Here is a 13,645-nt window from a genome sequence, read left to right as displayed (position 1 = left end):
AACCTCAGTCGGCGGCCGGGCGAGACGCTCGAGCAGTACGAGACGCGTCTGGCCGAACAGCGCGTTCACCAGGACGACCACGAGACGGCCAAGCGGGCCGACTTCCTCAACGTGGACCGAGCGGCCTCCTCGCGCGAGACGCTCGCTGCCGATGACTTCGAGGACACCGTCGTGGTCGATGGCGCGGACACGGACCACGAGCCAGTCGCAGAGGCTGTCTCGGGCGACGGTGGCGACGTGCAGACGTTCACCGAGCGCGCCGAGGCGGCCGGTGAGTTCTACACGCCCATCGAGGAAGCCAGTCGCGACGAAGCGTGGACGGATCCGCGTGCAGACCTCGATGGCGAGGCACTGGCGGAACTCAACGCGGCGGCGCTGGAGATGGCCGACGAGGTGCCGGGCCACTCGCGCGTCGAACTGGCCCGGCGCGGGGCGCGTCGCATCAAGCGCGGTGCGGACCCGCGGTGGGCGGTCATCGAGGCAGCGAAGGCACTCAAGGACGGTCGTGACGGGATTCGCGCCCTCGAAAGCCTCGAGACGTGGATGGCGGGCTACTCGATGACGGTGGACGTGGAAGTGACGGTCGATCACCTCTTCGACCCGATGAGCGACTCGCAGTACCAGGTCGCAATGGTCACCGACACGTCGACGAGTCAGACCTACAAGTTCACCATCTGGCGGGACTCGATCCGCTTCCGGCGGACGGGGCAGCAGTTCACGCTGGGGACCGACCAGGAGTGCGACAACACCATCCCCCGACTCCGTGAAGGGGATGTCATCCGGGCGTACAACCTGGAGGTCGGTGCGTACAGCGGCCAGCCCACCCTCGCGCTCACCCAAGAGCGCAACGGTGACATCACCATCGTCGAACGCGGGGATGGGCCCGAGCGGAGCAACCACCCGTCGGTCGAGGACGGCATCGAAGGGCAGTCGCCCAAGGCGTGCCAGTCGCCGTCGGAAACGTCGGGCATCGTCTCCAAGAACGAGGCGGCGTACCACAACTCGCTGGAGGCGTGGACGAACGTCGAGTACGACATCGGCGCCATCGGCGACTACAGCGGTGGCGAGGAGAGCGTGCCGATGAAGAACGTCTTCCCGCTCTCGTCGATCCCCGAAGACGCAGAGGGCTACGAGGAGCCCGAAGAGTGGATTCTCGAAGCGCGAGAGCGAGAGAGCGCAGACAGCCAGTCCGAGAGCGACAACTAAGCGCAGTCGGGCTCTCGGGCGGGTTCTTTTTTTGGCTGCCACGGCGGGCCGAGCGCAGACACCGCGAATCGTTCGCCACTGGGGCGTCGACGGAGCGCTGCGCTCGACGGGCACCGCCGTCTCGCGAGCGGTCCATCGTACTCGGCCGGCCGCGGCCGGTGGCCGCGGACCGACCTGCGTGCGATCCCAGCCGACGCCATCCACTCACCTCGTCGCCACAGCGCCCCTCCTCGCCCACGACGCACAGCAGCGTAATTTCTCGATTCCAGACTAAGACGAGATGTTCGACCACCAGTCGCCAAGACGCAACTCGATCAAGCACCGTTCGCCAGACACCTGCAGCCAGTGCGGCACCACGCTCGCCGACGCCGAGATCCCGGTGTCGGTCGACAAATCACACGCGTTCGCCTGTCCGGACTGCGTCAGCGACCTCCGAGCAGCGGTGCCAGCCTACGTGGTCGTCCACGCTGTCGAGCCAGTCAGCGACAGCGGGCTCGGTCCCAGTACCGACGATGCCGATCTCGGCACCGGCAGCACGGACGACGACACGGCGGAAGCCCCGGTCGCTCCCGTGCTGTTCGCCGACGACGCCTAGGCCAGCGGCGCTCGTTTTGCTTGCAGACCGCAGGCCGACGCCCCGGCACCGGCCACTCACCGCCACCGGGTCGCCCTCGCCCACCCCGCTCGCTCACCAGGGCTCGCTTCCTCTCGGGCGACCCGAAAGCGGATTCGGACCGACACCGGGACGATTCCCGGCCACTGCGCCTCCAAACAGCCCAGCCAGTGTTCGTCCAAGTGCCTGCCACAGAGGCGGTGCGTCCAGACGCTCCACCGTGCCGGGCGTCCAGCGGATGCCGGGCGCGGTCCTGGTTCAGCTGTGCTGGGAGATGCACTCGACTGGAACGGTGGCAGTCACGCGCTACAGCCCTCGCTCTCAGAGTCGCTCGGTCGAGCGCGGACTGCGCTCCATCGTGCCGGCGTAGCGGGCGCGATCCCGACAGCAGTCCATGCTCAAGGTGTTCGCCACGGGAGCGGTGCGTCCGCACGCTCCACCGTGCCGGGCGTCCGGCGGATGCCGGGCGCGGTCCGCTCTCAGTGGTTGGAACAGTAGCCATCGGCCGCTTTCGACCGCCATCTCGCCACTGTTCCTGTCTGGTCGGCCGAACCGGGCTCTGTTCTAGAGAGCGCGCCCCCTCGTTTCTCGCCTACAGGGGGAGTGAGGTATTCCGCGATGAACGACCGTCATACTCCCGAACTGAACGATAGCAGAGCATCCAAACAGCACCTCGACGACCGCGCCGTCGCGCCGAACCCCGAGCAGGCACCGAGCTACCGCACGCCCGACGACGAGCGGTGGTCCTGATGCACTCGCAACTCACCTACGGCCTGCTGGTCGCCAGCACCGGCCTGTTCGCCTGCTGTATCGTCCTCGTGGCTGGAGGCGTCGCCTGATCCACCAGACGAGCAGTGAGCCGCATCGTGGCGGTGGTACTGCATTTCTTGCCCACGGGAGGAGTGGAGGATTCGTCGGCCTGTTCCCCCAGACAGGTCAGACGCTGCTCCCGATCGATCACCAGTCGATTCGAGTTCGGACTGTCCATCAACCAGGTGGCCAGTCCATCCGCAGCGTCACTCGAATCCTCCCTCACTCTTGTCACCGATCCGACCCGATCCACCCCGACCCACTCACCGCGACCCGTCTCGATCCGATCGCGCTCAGCCAGCCGTCGGAATCCGAGCCCACCTGTCACCGCCAGCCACACCGAATCACCTGTCGGTGGCGGGGCCCGCGGGTCGGCAGGACGGTGTTTCCAGCCACGCCGGCTCGTCAGGACTCGTCACAGTGACCGTCCGTCGCGTCGGCTCACTGCCAACCCCATCGGGCGCCGTCACCAGTTTCCGTACGCCCTGCGGTCCTTTTTTTATGGCATTTTCACGAACAGGCGCGCCGCCTCTCGTCCGCCCAACCGCCGGTGTCCGGCCGGGGCGCATCTGCCATCGGTCTTGCAGTGAGCCTTCCAGCGGCGTTTATCGAGTGCGGGAGAAGTGGAGTGTTCGAGAATGTCCACGACTCATCCGCGTACCGATCTCACGGAGGACCGCCCCCGCGTCGCCATCCTCGGCACGCGGGACGTGACTCCTAAGCGCGTCCAGCACGCATCGCTCTCGCACATCGACTTCGATTCCAGTCGCCCCCAGTTCGGGCTCGAAGACGCCTACAATCCGGTTTTCGGACTCATCGACCACATCCTCGATACTCAGTTCGAGATGCCCGGGGCAATCCTCACTGTCGGTGGCCAGCGCGGGGTGCCCGCAGCGGCCAGCCACGTCGGCCAGGTTCTCGGCGTCGACGTCCGTCGGCGGCCGGCTCGCGAAGACCTCGGCAGTAGCACTCGCGAGGACCTCACTGGCTACGAGGTCCTCCGGGCGGCTGATCGAGCAGTTGTCATCGCAGTGACTGACGAGGCGTATGATCCAGAACGGGGACTGGCAGAGAGCGATCAGCCGTTCGGCGAGGTCGACTACGGCGGCCAGTTGGCCAGCTGGGCGCACCGACTGTTCGATCCCCAGCATCGCACCGTCGTCACGCTCTGACGAGCGTTCAGCGTTGTTTGTTGCTTTCGAGAGGAGTGGAAGAGATGGTTGGTGCGAACGTCGCTCCGGTGCAGGCCCGTCGGGCCATGCGGTCGTCGCGATGCGACGGCGAGGCGGCGTCGATGAGCGGGCCGGCAGCAACGGCGTTTGTCGGTCTCAAGAGGAGTGGAAGTCCTGTCGAGATGGTCGGTGACACAGAGAGTTGTGCGGTTCAGAACAGTGATCAAACAGACTGCAGTTCGCAGTTCGCAGTTCGCAGTTCGCGGTTCCAAGCAAGTGATTCCCATGTCTGTCACGGAAGAAGCGGAGACGATCGTCGAACAGTTCAACAACCACGGTGCCGAGATCGAGCAGGCCGATGTCCAGTCGCGACTCGTGGAACTCGTCGAGGAGTACAAGGTCCCGCTGGAGGAGGCAGTCAACTCCGTCGAGAGTCAGCTCTTCGAGGAAACGCCTGTGGCCGAAGGTGAGTACTACGGCGACAGTGAGAGCGAGCTCCTCGAGATGGGCAATCTCGCCCAGTACGGCGACGAGTACTGGGGCGACGCTCGCGTCCAGGTCGTCGAGCTGTGGGAGCCCAACTCCGATGCGGTCGGCCAGGTCGGGCTCGTCGGTGACGAGACCGGCACGGCGAAGTTCACCGCCTGGGCCAAGTCCGATCTCCCCACGCTGGAGGAAGGTGAATCGTACCTCCTCGAAAACGTCGTCACGGACGAGTACCGTGGCAACTACTCGTTCAAGCTCAACGGCGCGACGGACGTGACGCACCTCGACGAGACGGTCGAAGTCGGCGATCAGTCCGTCAGCATCGACGGGATGCTGGTCGACATTCAGGACGGCAGTGGCCTCATCCGGCGCTGTTCCGAGGACGACTGTTCCCGGACGCTCCGGAACGGGCGCTGTTCCGAACACGGCGAGGTCGAAGGCGAGTTCGACATGCGCATCAAGGGCGTCATCGACGACGGTCAGACCGCCTACGACGTGGTCGTCGGCCGCGAACTGACCGAAGAACTCGGTGGCATCAGCGTCTCAGAGGCCAAGCAGATCGCCATGGACAGCCTGGACACGGAGGTCATCAGCGACCAGCTGGAAGCGAAGCTCATCGGTCGCTACGTCGAAGTCGAGGCCGCGCCGATCGGTGACACGCACGTCGCCAACGAAATCAGCATCGCCGACCCGAGCGGGCTCGAAGACGCCCTCGAGCGCGCCGAAGCGATGCAGGCCCAGCAGTCCTGAGCACAGTTAGACAGCCACACGCAACCGTCGTTTCTTTCCAACGAGGTAATTGAAATGTCCGAATCCGACAGTCCTGAGTTCAGTCGTACCGCTACCAAACGCGTCCTGCCCAGCGAGTTCGTCCGCGCCAGTCACCAGTTCCAAGAGGGTTCCAGCGAGCGAGATCCGAACTACCTGCTGCTGCCGTCGGGTGACAAGGCCAACCGGGTCGTCATGGTCGGGACGGTGACCAACACCGAAGACGTGGCCACCGACAGCGACAGCGAGTACTGGCAGGCCGAGATCGTCTCCCCGATCGGCGAGACGGTCTACGCCTACGCCGGGCAGTACCAGCCAGAGGCCCAGTCGGTCATCCAGGCCGAACTCGAGCCGCCGGCGTACGTGATGGTCATCGGGAAGCCCCGGACCTACGAAGACGACGACGGCGAGATCCACGTCTCCGTGACGCCGGAAACGATCAAAGAAGTCGATGCCGACCTGCGCGACCAGTGGCTGGTCGACGCCTGCAACGAGACCATGGACCGGATCGAATCGTTCGATCCCGAAGACGACGAGTACGACGCCATGGCCGCCGACCACCACGGCGCCGATCACTCCGACATCGTGGACGCAGTCGTCGAAACGCTGGACGGCGAAGTCGAAAGCCCCATCGACGCCGGCGCGGAGAGCGAAGAGGCCGAAGACGAGAGCGAGGAGGCCGAAGAGGAGAGCCTGGAAGAGAAGGGGATCAACGAACTCCGCCACATCGCCTCCGAAGTCGATGGCGTCGAGCCGACCGGAGACGCAGACACGCTCATCGAGAAGATCCGAAGCGCGGCCTGACGGGGCGGCCTTCGGCCCTCTTTTTTTGCCAGGTGGACGGGCCAGTGCAACACTGCCTCTTGTTGCTCATCACGGGGCGGTGCGTCCGAACGCTCCATCGTGCCGGGCGTCCGATGGATGCCGGGCGCGATCCCAGACGACACGTTGGGGGCGAGGGCACTCGCCACGGAAGCGGTGCGTCCAGACGCTCCACCGTGCCGGGCGTCCAGTCGGTGCCGGGCGCGGTCCGAGTCGGTGTGCCCGCAGGTGAGTCCGCTGAGGTGGCCGGCAGCCCCTCCTCGCTTCCAAGAGAAAGCCCGGGAAGGGAGCCACTAGAACCCGACCTCCGCAACCGCCTCCTCGATCTCCCGTTCTTTCTGGCACCGCTCGCGCTGCTTGGCCAGCTGCCGCGTCACCGCATCTGCTTGATCTTGCTGATTCTCCGATTCCACTGATGGACATTGAATTGTTCTCTGCATCGAACTCACCAGCGAGGCGCGTCTCGGCGCGCCTTCGAGGCGCGACCACCGGGAGCGCCGAGACGCGCCGACGGCGATGCTCCTGTCCAGAGCGCGCGCGAAGCTCTGCTGGAGGCTCCGACCAGCAGAGTAGGCGTCGGCGTGTCCGGCCCGCAGGGGCGCAACCGCCACGCCTACCTGCTGGCGGTCCGGCACGGGCCGAGGAGCCGGAAGCATGAGGAGTCGCGAGCGTCTCGGAGCCTCTCGAACGCCCGTCACAGAGCGGTCCGGTCGGACGCTCCATCGTGCCGGCGTAGCGGGCGCGATCTAGCCGCACCCGCTACAGCAACCGCACTTCCCGCCTTTTCCCGCCTGCCAACCCCCCTCTCCAGCCAGCCAACCAGCTGACCACTCGTCCACTCACCCAACCGAGCGCCAGACCAACTAACCAGTCGACAACACGGGCTCTCCGAACCTCTGTCGAGAAACAGACAGAGGTTCTCCGAACAAAGCAGACCTGACTGGTCAGGACTCACGAGACAAGTAACCACTCTCTTGAGTCGGCCATCTCTCTGGAGAAGCGAATCAAGGGGCAGGCAGGGGGGCTGTGGGGAGGCGAACTCCTAGCCGCACTAGCCGGCGGAGTCTGGCGGCTAGAGTGGAGTTGCTGTCTGGCGGGGCAGTGGGGCTGTCCCGTTCCGAGGAGGCCGTGGGGCGGTCCCTGTGTATGTGTGTAATCTTCCATATGCTTTAGCCATGAAATAGTGTTGGGAAGGCAGGATCCAGTGAAGCAGCGTGTGGCGTCGCGTGTTTGTCCCTCGCGGGGGAGTGAACCATGACACAGATTCCGACGTCGCTGGACGACATGCCCCAACTCGTCGCACAGACAATCGACCAGATCCTCGCCCGGCATCCCACCTGGTTCGTGACGCACCAGCGCGATTCGCGTGGCGCCGAGAAGGCCGCCGTCTCCCGAATCGTCTTCAACAGTCCCGGGAGCCATCCTGCCGTGATCATCGAGTCAGCTGAGAGCGGCCACCGCGTGTTCCACCTCAACGGAGACGGGACGGCTCACACCTACATGGAAACGGAGTCACTCCCAGTCGCGGCCAAGGCCGTCCTGCTGATCCTCGACGATGCGCTCGTCGTTCCGACACCGCCGTCGGCGGAACCCGAAGCCTGAGCCAGACTCGCCGCTCAGATCGTCTCGCACGCTATTTCTCGCCACCGAAGGTCGTAGAGTATTCCACCAATGGCTGGTTCGAATCAGATCCACTCGACAGACGCTCGGAGTCGCACAGACACCGCACAGGACACGGAGACGGAGAGAGACATCACCGATCCTGTCGAAGCAGCACGCCAAGCCCTCTCGCTCGGCGACACTGAAGACCGGTCCACGGCTGAGTCAGGATTCGGGAGCGGCACGAACGGGGCAGCGGAACACACGGGTGCAGTCGAGGCAGCGACGGACCCGAAGACGCCAGTCCCGCGGACGGTCGACCGTCTCGATCCTGTCCACATTCCCTGTTCCTGGTCCCGCCACAGGGCGATGCAGTACATGACGGCCGCGCTCCTCGAGATTTCGGAGCATCCCAGAGTCATCGGCGAGTACTTCGCCCCGCTCAGTTCCACCTGCCAAGTGTATCATCTCAACGACCGCTACTACGTCGACGGTGTCCCCGACGAACCCGGTGTCCAGTACATTGAGCGGAGCTTTCTCGACAACGGCGAACACAACCACTACCTCGACTTCGAGGCGGCTCGCAACCACTATGCCTACTACATTTGCACCGGCGCTCGTCTCGATCACGAACGCGACGGCGTCGGCAATGCGCCCGCTCAGGACACCATCTTCATCGACCACGAAGACAACCTCTCCTCGCTGATGTAGCGGCTCTCCGCCATCCGCCCCTTTTCGCCGCCTGCTCTCCCCATCTGCCACGAGGCAACACACCGGCTCAAACAGAGTTGCCACGAGGCAGATCCCGCTGCTTCGGCCCTCATTCGCCACGACCGACGACAGACAGAATCGCGGTATCGGGAGTGTCGTTCTCCCCCTCCACCGTTTCCGAAGCTATCCGGCAGACGGCCACACCGCCGGCTGCCAGACACACCATTCATGAGCCAGAACCGACGCCTCAGCGACTTTGGTACCACGACCGCCGGATCACCAGCAAGTTCAGCCCCATCGATCATGCACCGCGAACCAGTCACGCAAGAGCCCGTTGACGACAATCGCTACGGCCTCCAGGGCGGGCAGTGCCAGCAGCACGGCCTCACGCTTCGCTCGCTGCACTGCAAGGCCGAGTCCGAACTGTACCATACCGAGCGGCGCTACCTCGGCTACACGCGGTGGGTTGGGTCTGGCGACGTCGCCGGCTACATCGAGGAACACGGAACGCGAGTGTGGGAGATACCGGACTCCTACAGCTCGTTCTACGAGGAGTTCGACCGCTGGTGCCACCGCGCTCACGGCACGCTCACCCAGTACGGCTACGGCATCAGCGCCCGTGCCGTCGAGATCGCGCTCCGGGCCGTCGCCGGCAAAGGCCGATACACCGCTGCTGACTACGACCTCGTCGTCTGTGATGATGCGCCGGCACTCCTGCTTGGGCCAACCGGGACGGTCCTCATCAAGCCCCATCCGATCAATCGCCCCGCACTCGACAGCCAGCGGGCCGCACAGGACGTGCAGGTCCCTGGCGGCACAATCACTGTCGAAGAAGACCAGCCCGAAGTCCTCGCCGGCATCGAGCGTGTAGCAGCGTTGTTCGCCGACCATCTGGACATCGAGATCACCGGGCATCAGAGCCCCTCTCGCTCCGGGACCAGCGACCACACCTTCGCCGTCAGTGAGTTCACTGCCGATGGGCGGACCGTCTCGACACTCAACATCGAAGCCTCGACGCTCGCGACGGTCGGAGAACTCGCCCAGGAGCCAACCGCAGTCCCAGTTCATGACGGCGGCGTCGTCGACGCCTACGTCGGGGACGACCAGTACTACGCCGACTGGGACGGTCCCGCGGAGGATGCAACCGTCGGCGCTGTCGACGAGTACGGCCGCCTCCTCGTCGGCTGGCAGTTCGAGTGGCGCTCCACATCCTCTCGAAGCCCCAGTCGGGACCAGGCCTGCGTTCGCACCTACTTCCTCCGGTTTAAGATGGGACCGACGCCGGAGTTCCAACTCGATTCCCAGTACACCGACCTCGAGACGACACCTGTTCCGGACGACGCTGGCCGAGACGGCTAGCGGGGCACTTGCTCAAGAACAGCGGACACGGTGGTGTGTGTGCCGGCCCTGTCGCCACCGCCCATCGTTTGTCTCGCGCTGGGCTCCGACTCATGACCCCTCACGTTGTCCACGGTCTTCGTGTTGACAGTACCGGACAGAGTATCGGCATCGTCGGCTCTCGGTCCTTCGCGTTCGAGCTATGCCCCGCTCGTGCGCTCGAAACAGTCGGGCAAGCACTCGTTGAGGCAGACTGGCCAGTCAGCAAGATCGTGTCCGGCGGCGCTGAGGGGGCCGACGCCGCCGCACGCGCTTTCGCCGACTACTTCGAGATTCCCTACACCGAGTGCGAACCGAACTTTGACCAGTTCGACGAAGCATGGCAGGCCTTCCACGCTCGCAACTCCGAGATCGTCCGAGCCAGCGACCGCCTGCTCGCGCTCTGGGATGGTGACTCCACTGGCACTCTCGATACGATCGCGAAGGCCCGCGGCCACCTGGGTGACCCTGCGGTCCACATCCACGGGATCGGCGACGGCACCATCCCGCCGCTGTCGGACTTGCCCGTCCGAGACCTCTAGCCAGTCGGCCGCCACGACATCACCCTCTCACTCGAAGTCCTCGTCTTCCCAGATTGCCTCCACGTCGGCAGCTGTCTTCTCGCCGTCGACGACATCCGCGAGGTCTTCGATATACTCCGCGGCGACCACCATCATCACCCCACCGTAGCTCATTTGCTTGTGGCCAGCCCGCATTCTCGCCGCAGCATCGCGTGCTTCGGCGGCCGTAAACGCTGCATCGTCGCCTTCGGCGGTGATGAGCACCGCGTTTTGGGTGTCCGTGATACTCGCGGAGATCGACGGCGGGTCATCCTGCAGGACCTTCGCGAGGACCTGCTGCTGGAACGCAGTCAGGTCGTCGCCCTCGCTTCCAGCCTCGCCCATGCTGACCGGCTTCACGTGGCCGCGATTTGTCTTCTGCGATCCAGTGGACAGAACATGAGTCCGACAGACACTGCGCCGCTTCGCGACGGTACCGACGACAAGCCTAGCCGCCTGCCCGACCTGCCCGACGACGATACCAAACCCGACAAGCACGGCAACCTCCCGAAACCGTGTCTCCACTGTCGCCGCGACCCAGCCATCGGTGATCCAGTCCAGACCACCAACCGCAGTCTCGATGCGGTCGACGACCGCGTCCAAATCGAACCGGTCTGTGACGGCCACGACAGAGACAGCGCCCACTGGCTTGTCTGGCGCTGTCTCGCCTACGGCAACGTCGCCTTCCTCGCCGACGCCCTCACGCGCGGCGTCGTCAGCCAGAGCGCCGCTTTTGACGCCATCGACGCCGGCCCGGACGACGCGTATCCGTTCGTCCCCGCCGACGCCGAGCATGATCCAGAGGCCACTCGGGCCGACCTCCTGACCACGCTCGAAGACAACGGCCTCATCCCCTGACTTCGCTCCGCTCAGACACAGCACCAACCAGCCCCACGGCGGCCCTTGTTCGGGTGGGCCGCCGGGGCGCGATACTCCATCGGGAATTCGGTGAGCGACACACCGCGTTTCCGGTGAATTCCCAGCAGGGCATCGACGGGCGGCCCGCCTCTCTCTGGCGTAATTTGTCGGGGGCAGGCCGAAGTGGCCCCTGTGGGCGGGAGAGGACGGGGCTGGAGGTGACTACGCATGCAACGCACACTGCCACGAGAGCGAGCGCGGGAGCGGGACCGCGATGTCCCGACGCCCGAGCAGATGGCCGAGCCCCGTGTGGACGGCGTCCACGAGGACCTCAGCCGCGACGTCGGCCCGGACGCGGAACCGCCGCTGACGGCGGAGACGCGCTGTGGCTGGCCGATTGACGAGCCCTTTGCGGACGGGCAGCCCGTCGCAGTCGACGTCTTCCGCGGGACGCGCCGCGTCGCCACCATCACCGTTCGCCAGGAGTCGGCGGGCTCGATTCGCCACTACGTGTCGCTCGAGCCCTCACGCGTCGTCCTCGAAGACGACGTGGTCGAAGAAGTCGTCTCCGCACTGTCGCTGTCGACCCAGCGGCTCATCGAGTTCGCCGACTGACGGCCGGCGCATCCCTTCGCTACTCCACCGCTCGGCACCGCTTCCGCCAGCAACCGCGGGCCGGCCGCCCGGCACCGGCCACTCGCCGCAACCGGGACTCCCTCGCCCACCCGTCCTCTCGGGAGTCCCGAAAGCGGACTCGGGCCGACACCGGGCGGGCTCCCGGCCCTACCCTCCAGACAGCCTCACACCGCCCAGCAACCACACCCACTGGTCCGCCGAACAGGCAACAGACAGCAAGCCGAACAGGCGAAAACCAGCAGACCGACCAACAGGCGAAAAACCAGCAGATCGGCCAACAAGCAACAGAACGCTTAACCAACATCAAACAACTTAACCAACACTCGAAGAACACCGAACCAAGCACGGAGCGGTTCGAGTCAGATCAATGAAATCCGACGGGGCTTTCGACGCAAAGTGTGGGGGAAGCGATCCACAGCTGGTTCGGGCGGCTCCAGTTTGCCGGTGGCTCAAACGAGCGAGGTGTCTCTGGAGGCGAATCCGTATCGCTACCCAAGCGAAAACGCGAGGAACACCCAGTACAGGGCTGACTGCGAGATGGGGCAGTGCCCGGCGGTGTATGTATGCGTGTGTTTAATTTCCTATACTATGGCGGTGTTTTCAACACTGTGGCAATAGGACGATCTTGTTTTCTCGCTCGCAGAGGCCCGACGATGTTCTCTCACCGCTGTCCGCGATGTTCCGAACCGGTCGGAAAGCCGCAGATGCTTTGCGACCTCTGTGCAACACTCGCGGATTGCACGCCAGCAGACCAGTGTGGGCACAGTCTTTGCTCCAATTGCCAAGAGGTCGGCCACGACAACGCTCGCGGTACCAAACCAGCAGCGCCGGTGGCCGTCGACAGCGAGACGTATCACGGCGGCCGGATCGATCCACGCCGGCACTAGTTCCGAGTTGGTCAAGATTCGCTCCGAGTACACGATTTCGACGCACCGGATGTCGCGGTCGTCTAGAAGAAAATATCGAAGAAGCTCGCAACAGCGAACAGCCCAGCGATGATCCCAAGGACGGTCAGCAGAGCCCCCCAAAGGAACGTCCCGTCAACAAGCAGTTCGGCCACCATCAACACGACACCGACAACAAGCAACAAGCCCGCAACGAGCAATTGGAGGCCCCCTTCCACAAGTTCTCCCAGATCGAGTTCGAACACGTCGAGTAGCTCGTCCATACGCGTGGGTGTCCAGCCAGTGACAAAAAGCCAATGCTAAAGAGAGTATCTGTCTCTCGCCTTCTGCTGTCTCTCGCGCCACTTCCGCCAGCAAACGCAGGCCGGCCGCCCGGCACCGGCCACTCGCCGCAACCGGGACTCCCTCGCCCACCCATCCTCTCGGGAGTCCCGAAAGCGGACTCGGGCCGACACCGGGCGGGCTCCCGGCCCTATCCTCCAGACAGCCTCGCACCGCCCAGCAACCGCACCACTAGTCCGCCGAACAGGCGATAACCAACAGACCGGCCAACAGGCGAAAACCAGCAGGCCAACCAACAGGCGACACCAAACAGACCAGCCAACAGGCGAAAACGAACACCAAACAAACGACATCAGAACAGACAAGCCAACCAGTCGAACCGGAAACAGACCGACCAAGCGAGCCGAGCCAGAACTAGCTCTCTGGACTGCGTCCCAGTGCTTGTGGTGTGCAGGGAAGCGATCGGCGTTCGGAACTCTCCGTCGCCGGTCCAAACCGACGCTGGAACGGGCCGATGGGTCTCTGGAGGCGAATCCGTATCGCTTCCCAGAACGAAAACCAACTGGACGGAAACGAAGCCGCGGAGTGGGCGAAGGAAGTCTGCTGGAGTTGTGGAGTGTGTTTGTATGTTAATTTACTTATGATATGGCCGTGTATCGAATAGTAGGTGTAGACGCGGTTGGTTTCTCTCCTGCGAGCGGCCCAGACAGTTCCCATGTCCAGTGAATGTTCACCCCGCCCGCGATGGGGCGGGGCTTCGCCCGTCCTCGCAAACGGACGTTCCTGCTTCGACGACACGGCTTGCAGGCACGTCACCGGCGTTTGCCTCGGTGCCCGCAG

14 protein-coding genes are annotated in these 13,645 nt (G+C 64.6%); 12 read left to right on the top strand and 2 right to left on the bottom strand.

Going from position 1 to position 13,645, the window contains the following annotated elements:
- From BMX17_RS26535 to BMX17_RS23555, 10 genes are all read left to right on the top strand, one after another.
- Positions 1–1,206: hypothetical protein (locus BMX17_RS26535; RefSeq protein WP_170845545.1), on the top strand; the 1,206-nt coding region annotated here is incomplete at its 5' end.
- 280 nt (positions 1,207–1,486) lie between these two features.
- Positions 1,487–1,801, top strand: a complete 315-nt coding sequence (locus BMX17_RS23595) for a hypothetical protein (protein ID WP_092664728.1) — start codon at positions 1,487–1,489, stop codon at positions 1,799–1,801.
- 636 nt (positions 1,802–2,437) lie between these two features.
- Positions 2,438–2,569 carry a hypothetical protein gene (locus BMX17_RS27410; protein WP_280141437.1) on the top strand — a complete coding sequence of 44 codons (132 nt, stop codon included), beginning with the start codon at positions 2,438–2,440 and terminating at the stop codon, positions 2,567–2,569.
- A 698-nt stretch (positions 2,570–3,267) separates the two neighbouring features.
- Complete coding sequence (locus tag BMX17_RS23590; RefSeq protein WP_092664725.1) at positions 3,268–3,801, top strand: hypothetical protein; 534 nt, start codon at positions 3,268–3,270, stop codon at positions 3,799–3,801.
- Positions 3,802–4,086: 285 nt separating this feature from the next.
- Positions 4,087–5,037: a hypothetical protein gene (locus tag BMX17_RS23585; RefSeq protein ID WP_092664722.1), complete on the top strand. Its 951-nt coding sequence runs from the start codon at positions 4,087–4,089 to the stop codon at positions 5,035–5,037.
- 54 nt (positions 5,038–5,091) lie between these two features.
- Entirely contained in the window at positions 5,092–5,859 is a 768-nt protein-coding gene (locus BMX17_RS23580; RefSeq protein WP_211611455.1) for a DNA-binding protein, read from the top strand.
- A gap of 1,272 nt (positions 5,860–7,131) precedes the next feature.
- Positions 7,132–7,479: a hypothetical protein gene (locus tag BMX17_RS23570; RefSeq protein ID WP_092664717.1), complete on the top strand. Its 348-nt coding sequence runs from the start codon at positions 7,132–7,134 to the stop codon at positions 7,477–7,479.
- Positions 7,480–7,548: 69 nt separating this feature from the next.
- Positions 7,549–8,187, top strand: a complete 639-nt coding sequence (locus BMX17_RS23565) for a hypothetical protein (protein WP_092664714.1) — start codon at positions 7,549–7,551, stop codon at positions 8,185–8,187.
- 303 nt (positions 8,188–8,490) lie between these two features.
- Positions 8,491–9,546 (top strand): hypothetical protein, encoded by a 1,056-nt coding sequence (locus BMX17_RS23560; protein ID WP_092664711.1) that lies wholly within the window; start codon positions 8,491–8,493, stop codon positions 9,544–9,546.
- A 92-nt stretch (positions 9,547–9,638) separates the two neighbouring features.
- Positions 9,639–10,106: a hypothetical protein gene (locus BMX17_RS23555; protein WP_139203713.1), complete on the top strand. Its 468-nt coding sequence runs from the start codon at positions 9,639–9,641 to the stop codon at positions 10,104–10,106.
- Positions 10,107–10,133: 27 nt separating this feature from the next.
- Here the strand turns inward: BMX17_RS23555 and BMX17_RS23550 are convergent, their stop codons facing one another.
- Positions 10,134–10,469 carry a hypothetical protein gene (locus BMX17_RS23550; protein WP_139203711.1) on the bottom strand — a complete coding sequence of 112 codons (336 nt, stop codon included), beginning with the start codon at positions 10,467–10,469 and terminating at the stop codon, positions 10,134–10,136.
- A gap of 54 nt (positions 10,470–10,523) precedes the next feature.
- On the opposite strand from BMX17_RS23550, the gene BMX17_RS23545 reads away from it, so the two are divergent.
- Together BMX17_RS23545 and BMX17_RS23540 are read left to right on the top strand one after the other, a co-directional pair.
- Positions 10,524–10,982: a hypothetical protein gene (locus tag BMX17_RS23545; protein WP_092664700.1), complete on the top strand. Its 459-nt coding sequence runs from the start codon at positions 10,524–10,526 to the stop codon at positions 10,980–10,982.
- 228 nt (positions 10,983–11,210) lie between these two features.
- A complete protein-coding gene (locus tag BMX17_RS23540) occupies positions 11,211–11,597 on the top strand; it encodes a hypothetical protein (RefSeq protein WP_092664697.1) in 387 nt (128 codons plus the stop codon).
- A 970-nt stretch (positions 11,598–12,567) separates the two neighbouring features.
- Here BMX17_RS23540 and BMX17_RS23535 read toward each other — a convergent pair.
- Entirely contained in the window at positions 12,568–12,786 is a 219-nt protein-coding gene (locus BMX17_RS23535) for a hypothetical protein (protein WP_092664694.1), read from the bottom strand.
- Positions 12,787–13,645: the final 859 nt, after the last annotated feature.

The organism is Halorientalis persicus, assembly GCF_900110215.1.
GTDB classification, from domain to species: Archaea; Halobacteriota; Halobacteria; order Halobacteriales; family Haloarculaceae; genus Halorientalis; species Halorientalis persica.
This window is presented reverse-complemented; position numbering and strand designations above follow the sequence as displayed.